The organism is Sphingopyxis sp. P1IMeth2 (genome assembly GCF_900185685.1).
GTDB lineage: Bacteria > Pseudomonadota > Alphaproteobacteria > Sphingomonadales > Sphingomonadaceae > Sphingopyxis > Sphingopyxis terrae_A.
In genome coordinates, this window is record NZ_FYAT01000009.1 from 126149 (window position 1) to 140382 (window position 14234).

Annotated in this window: 14 protein-coding genes; 7 read left to right on the plus strand and 7 right to left on the minus strand. The window is 64.6% G+C overall.

The annotated features are described in order from the left end of the window. The first annotated feature begins 27 nt into the window (after window positions 1–27). Window positions 28–1509, plus strand: a complete 1482-nt coding sequence (locus P1IM2_RS06675; RefSeq protein ID WP_186401881.1) for a DUF4403 family protein — start codon at window positions 28–30, stop codon at window positions 1507–1509. On the opposite strand, the gene P1IM2_RS06680 is transcribed toward P1IM2_RS06675, so the two are convergent. Both P1IM2_RS06680 and P1IM2_RS06685 read right to left on the minus strand, forming a co-directional pair. After that, complete coding sequence (locus P1IM2_RS06680; RefSeq protein WP_003047399.1) at window positions 1510–2523, minus strand: inorganic phosphate transporter; 1014 nt, start codon at window positions 2521–2523, stop codon at window positions 1510–1512. It lies immediately after the preceding gene. A gap of 15 nt (window positions 2524–2538) precedes the next feature. Further along, complete coding sequence (locus P1IM2_RS06685) at window positions 2539–3663, minus strand: DUF47 family protein (protein ID WP_186401882.1); 1125 nt, start codon at window positions 3661–3663, stop codon at window positions 2539–2541. A 201-nt stretch (window positions 3664–3864) separates the two neighbouring features. On the opposite strand from P1IM2_RS06685, the gene P1IM2_RS06690 reads away from it, so the two are divergent. After that, entirely contained in the window at window positions 3865–5370 is a 1506-nt protein-coding gene (locus P1IM2_RS06690; RefSeq protein WP_254535850.1) for a flavin-containing monooxygenase, read from the plus strand. A gap of 144 nt (window positions 5371–5514) precedes the next feature. Here the strand turns inward: P1IM2_RS06690 and P1IM2_RS06695 are convergent, their stop codons facing one another. Both P1IM2_RS06695 and P1IM2_RS06700 read right to left on the minus strand, forming a co-directional pair. Next, window positions 5515–5697: a DUF3008 family protein gene (locus P1IM2_RS06695; RefSeq protein ID WP_058813468.1), complete on the minus strand. Its 183-nt coding sequence runs from the start codon at window positions 5695–5697 to the stop codon at window positions 5515–5517. Between the two features lie 50 nt (window positions 5698–5747). Continuing rightward, on the minus strand, window positions 5748–6572 hold the full coding sequence (locus P1IM2_RS06700) for a DUF3298 and DUF4163 domain-containing protein (RefSeq protein WP_186401883.1): 825 nt from the start codon (window positions 6570–6572) through the stop codon (window positions 5748–5750). Window positions 6573–6628: 56 nt separating this feature from the next. Between P1IM2_RS06700 and P1IM2_RS06705 the strand changes: the two genes are divergently transcribed. The 3 genes from P1IM2_RS06705 to argC all read left to right on the plus strand — a co-directional run bounded on the left by P1IM2_RS06705 (window position 6629) and on the right by argC (window position 9991). After that, window positions 6629–8035 carry a M17 family metallopeptidase gene (locus P1IM2_RS06705; protein ID WP_186401884.1) on the plus strand — a complete coding sequence of 469 codons (1407 nt, stop codon included), beginning with the start codon at window positions 6629–6631 and terminating at the stop codon, window positions 8033–8035. An 84-nt stretch (window positions 8036–8119) separates the two neighbouring features. Continuing rightward, the gene (locus P1IM2_RS06710; RefSeq protein ID WP_254535848.1) at window positions 8120–9064 is read left to right on the plus strand and encodes a C40 family peptidase; all 945 of its coding nucleotides are present in this window, start codon (window positions 8120–8122) and stop codon (window positions 9062–9064) included. Between the two features lie 3 nt (window positions 9065–9067). Beyond that, complete coding sequence (gene argC / locus P1IM2_RS06715) at window positions 9068–9991, plus strand: N-acetyl-gamma-glutamyl-phosphate reductase (RefSeq protein WP_186401885.1); 924 nt, start codon at window positions 9068–9070, stop codon at window positions 9989–9991. A gap of 3 nt (window positions 9992–9994) precedes the next feature. Here argC and P1IM2_RS06720 read toward each other — a convergent pair whose 3' ends face one another. After that, complete coding sequence (locus P1IM2_RS06720; RefSeq protein ID WP_003047427.1) at window positions 9995–10210, minus strand: hypothetical protein; 216 nt, start codon at window positions 10208–10210, stop codon at window positions 9995–9997. Window positions 10211–10380: 170 nt separating this feature from the next. Between P1IM2_RS06720 and P1IM2_RS06725 the strand changes: the two genes are divergently transcribed. Further along, window positions 10381–11721: a sorbosone dehydrogenase family protein gene (locus tag P1IM2_RS06725; RefSeq protein WP_186401886.1), complete on the plus strand. Its 1341-nt coding sequence runs from the start codon at window positions 10381–10383 to the stop codon at window positions 11719–11721. A gap of 25 nt (window positions 11722–11746) precedes the next feature. Here the strand turns inward: P1IM2_RS06725 and dnaN are convergent, their stop codons facing one another. Further along, entirely contained in the window at window positions 11747–12862 is a 1116-nt protein-coding gene (gene dnaN, locus P1IM2_RS06730; RefSeq protein WP_186401887.1) for a DNA polymerase III subunit beta, read from the minus strand. Window positions 12863–13032: 170 nt separating this feature from the next. Between dnaN and P1IM2_RS06735 the strand changes: the two genes are divergently transcribed. After that, window positions 13033–13527, plus strand: a complete 495-nt coding sequence (locus P1IM2_RS06735) for a hypothetical protein (RefSeq protein ID WP_186401888.1) — start codon at window positions 13033–13035, stop codon at window positions 13525–13527. Between the two features lie 194 nt (window positions 13528–13721). Here P1IM2_RS06735 and P1IM2_RS06740 read toward each other — a convergent pair whose 3' ends face one another. Further along, a complete protein-coding gene (locus P1IM2_RS06740; RefSeq protein ID WP_186401889.1) occupies window positions 13722–14192 on the minus strand; it encodes a hypothetical protein in 471 nt (156 codons plus the stop codon). Window positions 14193–14234 lie beyond the last annotated feature (42 nt).

Here is a 14234-nt window from a genome sequence, read left to right on the forward strand (position 1 = left end):
TGACAGATAACGATCGGGAATGGGGCCATGCACGCGATCAAGGGGCTGATTGTTGCATCATGTCTGGCGGCTACGCTCGCCGGCTGCGACCCTGCGAAGGGCGGCGACGAGGCGCCGCCGCACGCCACCGACACGGCGCCCAGCCCGTCGCAGACGTCGCTGATCGCGGTTCCGGTCAATGCCGACATCGCACCACTGAAACGCGAACTCGAACGCGCGATCCCAAAGACGCTGTGGACGATCAACCGGCGCGAAAAGGCCTGCGTCGAACCGCAACGCGTGAAGCTGTTCGGCAAGAAGGTAAAGGTGACGCCGGCGATCCCCTGCACCATCGTCGGGCGGGTCACGCGCGGCGCGCTGCGCATGCGGGGCGAAGGAAACGAGATCGTCGTCGATGTGCCCCTGAATGCGCGGATCAGCGCGCGCGACGTCGGCGGTGTGCTGAAGGGCGAAACCGCGACCGGATCGGCGATGGTGCATGCGCGCGTGCGCGTCGATCTGACCAGCGACTGGCGGATGCAGGGCAAGGCGCGGATCAGCTATGGCTGGACCAATCCGCCCGGCATCGACTTTCTGGGCCAGCGCATCACCTTCACCGACGAAGCCGACGAAAAGCTGCGTCCGGTGATCCGCGATGTCGAGCGCGAAGTGAATCGCGAGATCGCCCGCATCAACATCCGCGCCCAGGCGGCCGATATCTGGCGCCAGGCGTTTACGACGATCGAGCTCAATCGGGAAAATCCCCCGGTGTGGATGCGGGTCACGCCGCAGCTGATCCTCTTCGGCGGGTTCCGCGTCAACGGCCTGCGGCTCGACCTCAATCTCGCGGTCGAGGCGGTGACTGAAAGCTTCGTGTCGAACCGGCCGCAGAATCCGGCGCCGACGCCGCTACCGCAGCTGGTGCGCGAAATGCCCAAGCCCCATTTCGACGTGCGCGTGCCGGTGATCGCCGATTATGCGCAGCTCGAACCCGTGATCGCGCGGTCGCTCGCCAAACGATCGCTGCGGCCGTTCGACCTGCCCGCCGTCGGCCCCGTCGATGCCCGCTTTGGCAAGGTCGCCGTCTACGGCGCTCCCGACCACAAGATCGCGGTAGGGGTCGACATGGACGTGCTGCCGGTCGGCGCAAAGCGTGCGCCCACCCGCGGCCGCGTCTGGCTGACCGCGCGTCCGGTGAACAAGCCCGGATCGGCCGAGGTTCGCTTCACTGATCTGCACGTCAAGGGCGACACCAACGGGATCAAGGGCGACATCTTCGTGCTGTTGGCACAGCAACCCGATTTCGCGCCGATGATCGCCGACGCGCTGACCCAGAATTTCACCCGCGATCTCACCGAACTCGAAGCCAAGATCCGCCGCGCGATCGACCAGCGGCGCGAAGGCGACTTCGTCATCCGGACCCGCATCGACAGTTTCGAAACCGGCGAGATCAAGGCGTATGGCAACGGCCTCTACCTCCCCGTCCGCATGGTCGGGGCGGCGAGCATCGACTATCGCCCGGCAAAATGATCAGAACAGGCGCGTAAGCGAATAGAAGAGTGCTGCAACGATCGCACTCGCCGGGATGGTGATGAACCAGGCGACGACGACGTTGCTCGCCACGCCCCAGCGCACTGCACTGGCGCGGCGCGCGACACCGGCGCCGATGATGCTGCCGGTGATCGTATGGGTCGTCGACACCGGGATGCCGAGCAGGCTGGCGGTGAACACCATGATCGACCCGCCGGTCGAGGCGGCAAAGCCCTGATGCTGCGACAATTTGGTGATGCGGCCGCCCATCGTCTCGATAATCTTCCACCCGCCCGACAAGGTACCGAGACCGATCGCGATATAGCAGCTGATTGCCACCCAGTGCGGCACATGGAAATCGCCGGTCAGATAGCCGGTCGAATAAAGCAGCACGGTGATGACGCCCATCGTCTTCTGCGCGTCATTGAGCCCGTGGCTGAGCGAATAGGCGGCCGATGAAACGAGATGCAAGCGGCGGAACGTGACCTCGGCGAATTTCGCGGTCGAACGCCGGAACGCCCAGCTGCTGAGCAGCATCACGAGCATCGAGAGCAGCATGCCGAGCAGCGGCGACAGGAAGATCGCGATGACCGTCTTGTTGAGCCCCGACCACTGGATGCCCTCGAATCCCGCATGGGCGATGCCCGCGCCGACGATGCCGCCGACGAGCGCATGGCTCGACGAGGACGGGATGCCCTTCAGCCAGGTGACGACATTCCAGAACATCGCGCCGACCAGGGCGCCGAAGACCACCGCGGGCGTGACCAGATCCTTGTCGATCAGCCCCGCGCCGATCGTTTCTGCCACCTTGTGCAATTGCGGAAAAGCGAGGCTCAGGAAATAGGCTGCAAAGTTGAAGAAGGCGGCGAACATCACCGCCTGCACAGGCTTCAGCAGCCGCGTCGCGACAACGGTCGCAATGCTGTTTGCGGCGTCGTGCAGGCCGTTCAGAAAGTCGAACGCCAGCGCGAGGAGGACCAGCCCGACGAGAAGAGGAAATGCCAGTTCGTGCATGAGCGCCCGCCCCGCTTACGCGTGGTCGATGACCAGACCGTCGATTTCGTTCGCGACATCCTCGAACCGGTCGACGACGCGCTCGAGGTGGCTGTAGAGTTCGCGCGCGATCATGAAATGGATCGTGTTCGACGCACCATGTTCCTTGAACAATCGCTTCAGCCCTGCCGCGTGGATCTCGTCGGCATGCCCCTCCATGCGGACCAGCCGCTCGGTGAGTTCGTGCAGGCGGGGGCCGTTCGCGGCGACATTGCGCAGCAGCGGCAGCGCCTCGACCGTCAGCCGCGCGGCATCGACGATGATCGCCGCGATATCACGCATTTCGGCGTCGAATTCCTTGACGTCGTACAGGTCGATCGCGCCCGCGGTCTTCTGCATCTCGTCGATCGCATCGTCCATCGAGGCGATGAGGTCGGTGATCGCGCTGCGATCGAAGGGGGTCAGGAAGGTGCGGCGAACTGTCTGCAGCACCTCGCGCGTGATCGCGTCGGCGTCATGCTCGCGCTCGACGATCTCCTGGATATGGTCGGCCATGCCCTCGCCGCCCTGGAGCAGCCGCGCCAGCGCTTCCGATCCCGCGGCGAGCGTCGCAGCATGCGCTTCGAACAGGTCGAAGAAATTGCCCTGCCTCGGGAGCAGGCGCTGGAACCAAGCAAACATGCGATTGACCCCTGTCTTTTCCGCAACGTTGAACATGACCCCCGATCGCTGCGCCGCGACGCGAAAGCCGCTGTCGCCGAACGACCGGATAAGGGCCTGAAGATCGGGTTCGTCGACCGCCCCCGCGGCCTCGTCGAAAGTGAACCAGCGCCGCTCGCGCTCGTCCATTTCCTTCCATTCGGAAAGCTCCCGCGTCACGGCGAGCGGAAACACTTCGACATTGTACATGATCGCGGCGCCGTTCGCGCGGCGCTTGCGATATTCATAGCTACCGATCGAGGTCGGGCAGACCGCGCCGATCACCCCCGCCTCTTCCTCGGCCTCGACCGCCGCCGAAGCGTGGCGGTCCATCCCGGTCAGCGGATTGCCCTTCGGGATCACCCAGCGGCCCGTGCCGCGCGAGGTGATGAGCATGATTTCGGTGGGGCCATCCTTGCCCACGCCCGCGAATCGATAAGGAAGCACCGCAATCTGACGCATAAACCGGCCGAAATCCTAAACTACCGCCGGAGCCGCGGTGTTTCATTGCCATTCGGTGACGCCCCTATGACAATATTGTGACAGCGGCAATGGCGCATTGCCCGCGATGCCCTTTCCGTAAACGTCAATTCGATTGCAAAATGCAACGCTGTGCGTAAGCTGCGACCTTAAAGACAAATGGGAGACGAAATGATGGCAGGCATGGACAGCCCCGTGGATCAGGACGTTCTGATCGTCGGCGCCGGCCTTTCGGGCATCGGCATGGCCGCGCATCTCCAGATGCACAGTCCCGACCGCAGCTTCGCGCTGGTCGAGCGGCGGGCTAATCTGGGCGGCACCTGGGACCTGTTCCGCTACCCCGGCATCCGGTCGGACAGCGACATGCACACGCTGGGTTTCGTCTTCGAACCGTGGCGCCACGAAAAGTCCATCGCCGACGGCCCTTCGATCCTCGAATATCTCAACCGCATCGTCGACGAGCGCGGCATCCGCGAGCATATCCGCTTTAACAACAAGGTTGTCGGCGCCGACTGGGACAGCGCCGCCGCGCGCTGGACGGTGACGATGGAAGACGACAAGGGCGCGGTCAGCACGACGACCGCGCGCTGGCTCTACCTCGGCTCGGGCTATTATGATTATGACGAGCCGTTCGACGCCAATTTCACGGGGCGCGAGGATTTTGCGGGGCAAATCATCCACCCGCAATTCTGGCCGAAGGATTTCGACTATTCGGGCAAGAAGGTCGTCGTCATCGGATCGGGCGCTACCGCGGTGACGATCGTCCCGTCGATGGCGGACAAGGCCGCGCATGTGACGATGCTGCAGCGCACGCCGACCTGGTATGCCATCCGTCCGGCAAAGGACGGATTCGCTAATTTCCTTCGCAAGATCCTGCCCGAAAAGACCGCCTACCGGCTGACGCGCTTCAAGAATATCCGCCTTCAGGACATCGTTTTCCGCCGCGCGCGCGAAAAGCCGGAAAAGGTTGCGGACTTCCTGACCAAGAAGCTGAAGCAGGCGCTCGGCGACCGTTACGATCCCGTCGCTTTCACCCCGCCCTATAATCCGTGGGACCAGCGGCTCTGCCTCGTCCCCGATGCCGACTTTTTCGAAGCGATGAAGGCGGGCAAGGCCTCGGTCGTCACCGATCATATCGAACGCTTCGACAAGACCGGCATCCAGCTCAAATCGGGCCAGCATCTCGACGCCGACGTGATCATTACCGCCACCGGCCTCAAGCTCGCGGTCGCGGGCAAAATCCCCGTCCGCGTCGATGGCGAGCCGGTCGCGTGGAACGAGCATTTTTATTACAAGGCGTGCATGTTCTCGAACGTGCCGAATTTCTCGGTCGTCTTCGGCTATCTCAACGCCAGCTGGACGCTGCGCGCCGACATCGTGTCCGAATATGTCTGCCGCGTCCTCAATCATATGCGCGATACCGGCACGACGGTGGCAACGCCGCTGCTCGCCGACCCGACGAGCCTGACCGAAGAGAATATCTTCGACTTCTCGTCAGGCTATATCCAGCGCGCGCTCCACATCATGCCCAAAAATGCCGACAAGCTGCCGTGGCGGCTCAGCCAGAATTATGTCCAGGACCGCATCGACATGCGCACCGGCCCGGTCGATGACGGCGTGCTCAAGTTCGGCAAGGCGGCGTCGGTATCGAAGGAGGCATCGGCCCCGGCCCTCGAAGCCGCGGAGTAATCGGCGGGTTCGGTTTTCGCCATATCAGAGGATTGGTGGCGACCGGTTGCGGGCAGCAACTAACCTTCTTGGTATCGTCATACAGCGTCCACTTCCCACCCCAAAGCCACCATCGGTCGCTTCAAGAACCGCCTTGAGCGCCTTCTAATCGACGTGATCCGGCTTCCCTTTGGTCGATCCCGACGCAAAGTCTTCGAGTTCCTTTTCGCTCATCGAATCGTACATCTCCTTCGACGCACCCCGAAGCTCCGATTTCGGCGTATCGCCGCGCTTCGCGCTCAGCGCGGCGCCGGCGGCCTTTTGCTGGGCCTTGGACTTGGCTGGCATGACATGTCTCCTGCCTGCCCCCTCGCCCGACCAACGCGTGACCGGCGGTTTCAGTTCAGCGGCAGGAAATCGCGCTGATATTCGGGCTTCACCACCTTCACCAGCGCGCCGGTCACGGGGACGTTGATCTTGTAGTTGCCCTCGGCATAGGGGCCGATCTCATAGGGCGCGATGCCGATCGTCAGCCGGTCGAGATATTTGCCGTCTGACGATCCGAGCCACACGGTCTGCGTCGACGCAGCGGGACATTTTTCAAAGATGCCGTCGGGATCGTCCGATGGCGAAATGCCGCGCGCGGCCTTGGCGCGTACGATCGCCTCGCAGAAAGGCTTGCGGATCGCGGCGTCGAACGCTTCGCCGCTGGTAAACAGGTCGAGCGGCTTCAGCCGGATCGCGCGGTTACGGTCCCAGATCAGCGTGTCGAAACTCGTCATGCCGTGCGCGCCGCCGGTATAAGTCGAAATATCGCTCGACAGGCTCAGGAAGCGCGGCGTGTTCGTCACCCGCTCCCACGCCTGCAAATGGCTGTGCGCGTGATAGGGGAAACCCTCCTTCTTCGCCGCGTCGCGGTCGCGCGTCGCATCGGCTATCAGCGCCTCGCGCTTCTTCGCGCGGTCGTTGTCGAGCCATTTCGCAAGGTCTGGGATCGCAGCGGCTTCGCGCGGATAGCTATAAGCGAATTCGATGAGGTCGCTGCTTTCCTTGACGTCCGAGGCGGTCGCGGCCTTCGCCGCCACATCGTCGGCGGCGCCCGGCGGCGCGCCCGGAACCGACGCCGCCGCGACCTTTTCGGCCGGGGTCGGTTCGGGCTCCTTCGAGCAGGCGGAACACAGGGTGGCGGCGATCAGGACGATCGGAAGGCTTTTGCTTGTCATGACAGCTCCAACGCGGGGAATCGACAAAGTTTCCGGGGAAGCCTAGCAGAATTTGCATGACCGATTATTCCGACCTGATCCAGCCCGACAAGGGGCAGGATGCGCGCACGATCCACCTTGTCGACAAGAAGAGCTATGACGACTGGCTGAAGAGCCGCAGCGCGCGCGAACGCGCTGCGCTTGCGGCCTTGCGCTACAAGCCTGACGGTTATGCTCACGCCATCCTTCCGGGCGACGACGCCGAAAGCTGGTCGGTCGTCACCGCGGTCGCCAATGTCGACAATCTTTCGGCCTGGTGTCTCGCCAAAATCGCGCCACTCTTGCCCGAGGGGCGCTACCGGCTCGACGGACGCCAGCCCGGCAAGGCGCTGTTCGGCTGGATGAGCGGTCAGTATCGCTTCGACGCCTATCGCAGCAAGGAAGAGGCAGGCAGCGGCCCGCGCGTGCTTTTGACCGCCGATGTCGGCGCAATTGCGCCGATGGTGGCCGAAATGCGTGCAACGGCGCTCGTCCGCGATCTCGTCAACACGCCCGGTGCCGACATGGGGCCCGCCGAGCTTGAAAAGGTGGCCGAACGGATCGCCAAAGCGCATGGCGGCAAGCTGACCGTAACCAAGGGCGAAGCGCTCGAACAGGGGTATCCGATGATCCATGCGGTCGGGCGCGCCGCAGCAAAGCATCATGCGCCGCGGCTGATCGAAATTCATTGGGGCAAGGCGGATCACCCGCGCGTTGCGCTGGTCGGCAAGGGGATCAGCTTCGACAGCGGCGGGCTCGACATCAAACCCGCATCGGGCATGCGGTTGATGAAAAAGGATATGGGCGGCGCTGCGCATGTGCTCGCCCTGGCGCAGCTCATTATGGAAAGCGGCCTGCCGGTGCGCCTTCACTGTCTGGTTGCCGCGGCCGAAAACGCCATCTCGGGCGATGCCTGCCGGCCCGGCGATGTGCTGAAGAGCCGCAAGGGGCTGACGGTCGAAATCGGCAACACCGATGCGGAGGGTCGCCTGGTGCTCGGCGACGCGCTGACCAAGGCGGGTGAGGAAGCGCCCGAACTGCTTGTCGACTTTGCGACGCTGACCGGCGCGGCGCGGGTCGCACTCGGCCCCGATCTGCCCGCACTCTATGCCAATGACGATGCACTCGCCGACGATCTGCTTGCCGGCGGTATCGATCGCGACGATCCCGTCTGGCGCATGCCGCTGTGGGACGGCTACGCCGATCTGCTCGAAACCGATATCGCCGATCTTGGCAATGCCGGTTCCTCGTCCTTTGCCGGTTCGATCACGGCGGCCTTGTTTCTCAAGCGCTTCGTGCCCGACGGCGCCGCCTGGGCCCATTTCGACACCTTCGCGTGGCGGCCTTCTGCGAAGCCCGGGCGGCCGAAGGGCGGCGCGGCGCTGGGGCTGCGCGCAGCCTGGGCGATGTTGCAGGCGCGCTACGACCGGCGCGCCAAAGGTTGAACATCCTTGATAAAGCGCTGTGCGCTGCGCTAATGGCGCGCGATTGTCCGCCGTGGGTGGATCGACCGGAAAACAGGATAGCCAGTGAACGCTGACAGTGGTGACAATCTAGCGACCAATCGCGTGCGGATGGGGCGCCCCGGCGTTGCGGGCGCGGGCCGCGACCGCTTCGGGCTCGCAGGCACCTCGCAAAGCTATGATCCGCGCATCGTCGCGATCCGTCCTGACCTTGCCGACATCGCGGTCGCCGGCAAGTATTTCGCACCGCATTATGCGGCGCCGATGATGATGAGCAGCGTCCTGCCGGCCGCCGTGCTGCGCGGCACGCCGTCGCCCGATGCCGAACAGACGAGCGAACTGCTCTATGGCGAGGGTTTCGCGCTGCTCGATCTGACCGGCGGCTGGGCTTGGGGCTATAGTCTGGCCGATCATTATGTCGGCTATCTCGCTGCCGATGCGCTCGGCGCGCCGATTGCGCCGACGCACCGCGTCGCCGCGACCGAGGCCATCTTCCACTCCGCCCCCGATGCCGCGAGCGGCGGTTCGGCAGTGCTGCCGATGGGCGCGCTCGTGATGGGCGAAATTGCCGGCGAATGGCTCGCGACCGCGCACGGCTACCTCCCGCTCGGCGCGCTGGTCGATGCAGACAGCCAGGTTGCCGATGCCGCGGCGGTCGCCGAAGCGATGATCGGGGCGCCCTATCTGTTTGGCGGCCGCACAAAGCGGGGCATCGACTGTTCTGGGCTCGTCCAGCTCGCCTGGGCAGCGGCGGGGGTGCAGCTTCCGCGCGACAGTGACCTGCAACTCGCTGCGCTCGGCGCCGACAAGGATGTAGCGCAGGGCGATTTGCAGAGCGGCGACCTCATCTTCTTCCCCGGTCATGTCGGGATCATGGCCGACGCCGACACGATCATCCACTCGAGCCGCCGTTGGATGGGCGTGAAGGCCGAGCCGCTCGCCGATGTCGTGGCGCGGTCGGCCGCCAAGGGGCATGAACCGGCCGTCACCGGCTGCAAGCGGCCGCGCTGAGCCATGACGAGCGTGTTTATCGATGGTGCCGCCGGCACCACCGGGCTTGAAATCGCCGACCGGCTGGCCGGGCGCCAGGAATTTTCGCTGCTCCAGCTCGACGAGGCGCGGCGCAAGGATGCGGGCGCGCGGCGCGAAGCTCTGAACGCCGCCGATTTCGTCATCCTCTGCCTGCCCGACGATGCGGCGCGCGAAGCGGTGGCGATGATCGACAATGACCGCACGCGCGTCATCGACGCGTCGACCGCGCACCGCGTCACGCCCGGGTGGGTCTATGGCTTTCCGGAGGTCGTCGGCCATGGCGCGGTGGCCGAAGCGATGCGCGTCAGCAATCCCGGCTGCTATTCGACCGGCTTCATCGCGCTCGTCGCGCCGCTGGTCCGCGACGGCCTCCTCCCCGCCGACTGGCCCTATAGCTGCCACGCCGTCAGCGGCTATTCGGGCGGCGGCAAAAGCCTCATCGAGCGCTTCAAGGCCGACCCCGACATTGCCTGGCGCGGCTATGCGCTGTCGCTGGGACACAAGCATGTACCCGAAATGCAGGCGCGCTGCGGCCTGACGGTCGCCCCGCTATTCTCCCCCGCTGTCGTGCCGGCGCATCGCGGCATGGTGGTCGAGGTGCCTTTGTCGCTTGGCGCGATGTCCGGCGCCGCGCCGGTCGATGAACTCCGCTCGGCCCTCGCCGACTATTATGCGGCAAGCCCGATCGTCGTGATGGGCGACGCCCCCGCGGACGGCGAAATGCTGCTGCGCGCATCGGACCAGGGCGACGATCGCATCGCATTGTTCGTCTTCGCCAATACCGACGGCAGCCAGGCGCGGCTCGTCGCGCGGCTCGACAATCTGGGCAAGGGCGCGAGCGGCGCTTGCGTGCAGAACCTCAACATCATGGCGGGCCTGCCCGAAACGGCGGGGTTGCGGCTTTAGGCGTCAGTGCACCGTATCGAGCGCGGCATCGATCGACAGATAGGTGATCAGCCGCTCGATCTGCCGCCAGCGCGCGAAATGGACATGATTGCCGAGCACCCGATATTGTTCGGCGCGCGCGGCCGCAGCGAAGCCGGCTTCCTCGCCATGCTCGGTCATCAGCGCATACGCGTCGTCGACCGCACCGCGGTCGGCAAGAAATGGTGCTGGAAGCTGCATGGAGTCCCCGTCCGTTGCCTCGAAACACCCCCCTAGCGCGCACGCCTGACCGCGCCGTTCCCAACCGTGATGAACAATCGGGTAAGGTTAATGCAAGCGGCTTGGCGCTTAACCATAGCCTTCGCCTTTCGCCTCTTTGCCGCGCGGCACTGCGCGTGTAAGCAGGGGGCATGCGCAAGATCCTGAAATATGTCGCCATCGCCCTTGTCATGCTGATCGTCGCGGGCGGGATCGCCTTTTACGTCGCGTCACGTCCCGACATTGCGCGCTTTTCGACCGCCGAACTCAGCGGCCGGGTGCCGGTGATGGCGTCGCAGCGCCCCGAACAATTTCCGACGATGAAGGTGCTCGAAGCCACGGGCTGGCCGGCCGGCGAAGCGCCTCGGGCCGCGGAGGGATTGACCGTCGCGCGCTTTGCCGAAGGGCTTGACCATCCGCGTTCGATGCTCGTGCTGCCCAATGGCGACGTGTTGGTCGCTGAGGCGCAGAGCCCGCCGCGCAAGGACAGCGGCATCGAAGGCAAGGTGATGAAGTCGCTGATGGGCAAGGCCGGCGCCGGCGGCCCGTCGGCCAATCGCATCACCCTGCTCCGCGACGCCAATGGCGACGGCAAGGCGGAAGTGAAGACCGCCTATATCACCGGACTGAACTCGCCTTACGGCATGGCGCTGGTCGGAAAGACGCTCTACGTCGCCGACACCGACGCGCTGCTCGCCTTTCCGTTCGTCGAGGGCGCGACGGCGATGGCCGGCAAGCCGACCAAGATCGTCGATCTGCCCGCCCAAGGCACCAACCGCCACTGGACGAAGAGCCTGGTCGCGGCGCCCAATGGCTGGCTCTACATCGGCGTCGGCGCCGATTCGAACATCGGCGAAAAGGGCATGGGCAACGAGGTCCGCCGCGCCCGTATCCTGGAGGTGCGGCCCGAGAATAAATATATGCGCACCTATGCCGCCGGCATCCGCAATCCCGTCGGCCTTGCCTTCTATCCGGGCAGCAACACGCTGTGGACCGTGGTCAACGAACGCGACATGCTGGGGTCGGACCTCGTTCCCGACTATCTGACCGACGTCGACGAGGGCGATTTCTTCGGCTGGCCCTGGTATTATTGGGGTGGTTTCACCGATCCGCGAGTTGCCCCCGAAGCCGAGGACCGGCGGCAATATGTCAAGCGGCCGCAATATGCGCTGGGCGCCCATGTCGCGCCGCTGGGCATGACCTTCACCAACGGTCTGGACCTTGGCGACCGCTGGGCGAACGGCGCGCTGATCGCGCTGCACGGGTCGTGGAACCGCGATCCGGTGTCGGGATATGACGTCGTGTTCGTCAAGTTCGGCGACAATGGCAAGCCGCTCGACGCCCTGCCCGTCACCCTGCTCGACCAGTTTGTCGCCAAGGACGGCAAGACGACCCGCGGCCGCCCGGCCGATGTCAAGGTCGCCAAGGACGGCAGCGCGCTGGTCGCCGACGATACCGGCGGGATTATCTGGCGGGTCGCGAAGGCGGGCTGATCCGCAAGATCAAGCGGACGCCGACCTACACCCGCATCGGCATCAGCACGTAGAGCGCCGGGCTCTTCTCGCTTTCGCGGATCAGCGTCGGCGCGTTCGCGTCGGCGAGATGGAGTTCGACGGTGTCGCCGTCGACCTGTCCCAGGATATCGCTGAGATAGCGGGCGTTGAAGCCGATCTCCATCGCGTCGGCGTCGTAGCCGGCGGGAAGTTCTTCGGCCGCAGTACCGTTTTCGGGGCTGGTGACGCTGAGCGTGATGCGATCCTTGTCGAGCCCGACCTTGACCGCGCGCGTCTTTTCGCTGGCGATGGTCGAGACGCGATCGACGCCCTGGAACAGGCTCTTGGGATCGACCTTCAGGAGCTTGTCGTTCGCGGTCGGGATGACGCGGCTATAGTCGGGGAAGGTGCCGTCGATCAGCTTCGAGGTCAGCACGGCGTTGCCGAGCTGGAAGCGGATCTTCGACGCCGAGAGGCTGATTTCGACATTGCCTTCGGCCTCGTCGAGCAGCTTGCGGATTTCGCCGACGCACTTACGCGGCACGATGACGTCGGGCATGCCCGCGGCACCCTCGGGACGCGTCACCGTATAGCGCGCGAGACGGTGGCCGTCGGTCGCCGCGGCCTTGAGCACCGGACCCGTCGAATCTTCGGCTACGTGCAGGAAGATGCCGTTGAGATAATAGCGCGTTTCTTCGGTCGAGATGGCGAAGCGCGTCTTGTCGATGATCTGGATGAGTTCGGCGACCGGTAGTTCGAAGCTGGTCGGTAAATCGCCCTCGGCGATCACCGGGAAGTCGTCGCGCGGCAGCGTCGGCAGATTGAAGTTCGAGCGGCCAGCCTTGACCTGCATCTTGCCTTCGGCGGCGGCGAGGCTGACTTCGGCGCCTTCGGGCAGCTTGCGCGCGATTTCGAACAGGGTGTGCGCCGAGACGGTGGTCGTACCGGGCGTTTCGACCTTTGCCGCGACGGTTTCGACGACTTGCAGATCCAGGTCGGTCGCCATCAGCTTGAGCTGGCCGCTCGCATCGGCTTCGATCAGGACGTTCGACAGGATCGGAATCGTGTTGCGCCGTTCGACCACCGACTGGACGTGGCCGAGGCTCTTCAGAAGCACTGCGCGTTCAATCGTCGCTTTCATTCTTATCCGCCATCCTGTGTTCTGCGGGAGAAGTCCCTGATGGAGCCGGCGCCGCGGACGCAGCGACGCCCCGATTCCCTGCCCCTGGAAATGTCTTCCTTCCTTAACGCGCGCGCCGCGCCGCGCAAGCCATGCTTGCATTGCGGCGGCTTTCGCGCAACGGAAGCGCGATGCGGCGGGCGCTATTCCTTCTATTGCTGTGCATCGGCCTGCCCGCGCTCGCCTGGGCGGCGCCGACCGCGCTCGGCATCTTCGATGGCTGGGGCGCCTTCCGCGATCCGGCAACCCCCCGCTGCTACGCGATCGCCAGCCCCGCCGCGACGATCGGGCGGGCGCAGGAAAAGGCCTATGCCAGCATCGGATATTGGCCCAAGGCGCGCATCCGGGGGCAATTTTACATCCGGCTGTCGAAACCCCGCGCGCCGCAGAGCGAATTGCGGCTGACGGTCGGCAGCCGCCGCTTCGTGCTGACCGGCAATGGCGTTCACGGCTGGGCCAGCGATGCGCGCATGGACGCCGCGATCATCGCCGCGATGCGCGCGGCGCCGAGCATGAGCGTCGAGAGCCGGTCGAAGACCGGCGGCGCGATTGCCGACACCTATCGCCTGCGCGGCGCCGCGACGGCGATCGACGCGGCAGCCTTGGGGTGCGCGAGCTTTCGCTGAGGCGCCTCGGGAAAGTGGCGTTTTTCTGCGCAACTTCACTCGCAATTCATTCTCTTTCGCCGCTCGGGACTTGATCGAGGCGCGACGATGGCAAAAAAGCGGCTCGCGAGGTAAGTGGCAGAAAACTGCGCAACTTCACTCTGAATCGCGCTGACGGCGAAAAAGGCCGATCATGACATTCCCAAGACATGGCTTCACCCGCGCATCGTGGCCGACACCCAATCCAGCACGAAAGACAGGAAGGAGAACAGCACCAGAATAACCGCTAGGATGCGAGCTTTGCGGCCTTTGACTGGGCGCTTGAGCCCAAGGCGCAGTTCGCGTCGCCGCCAAGTAATCACGGCAAGCGTGAGAAGCGGAAGGTTGATGACCGCCCACATAAAAGGAATCTGAGCGCCCCATGATGTGGTGAAGAGAGAAAGAACCCCCAAGCCAATGAAGGCCGCCGGTATGGAAATATAACCGGCGGTCTTCATCCGAAGTTTCAGGTCGTCCTCGGCCCATTCAGCCTCGAGGGCCTGCTGCTCCGTTTCTTCCGCCGGTCCCCAATCTGCTTCAGGCGTATAAAGCCATTCCTCGAAAGCGTTGTCGCCGAGTTGCTTGCGTGCCTTCAGCGGCCCATCGAATAGCGCAGCAGCATTGCCGGAATCCTGCGATCTTTCCAAATACCCCCTCCCGGCCAATCATTGCCAATCACGGCATAACCC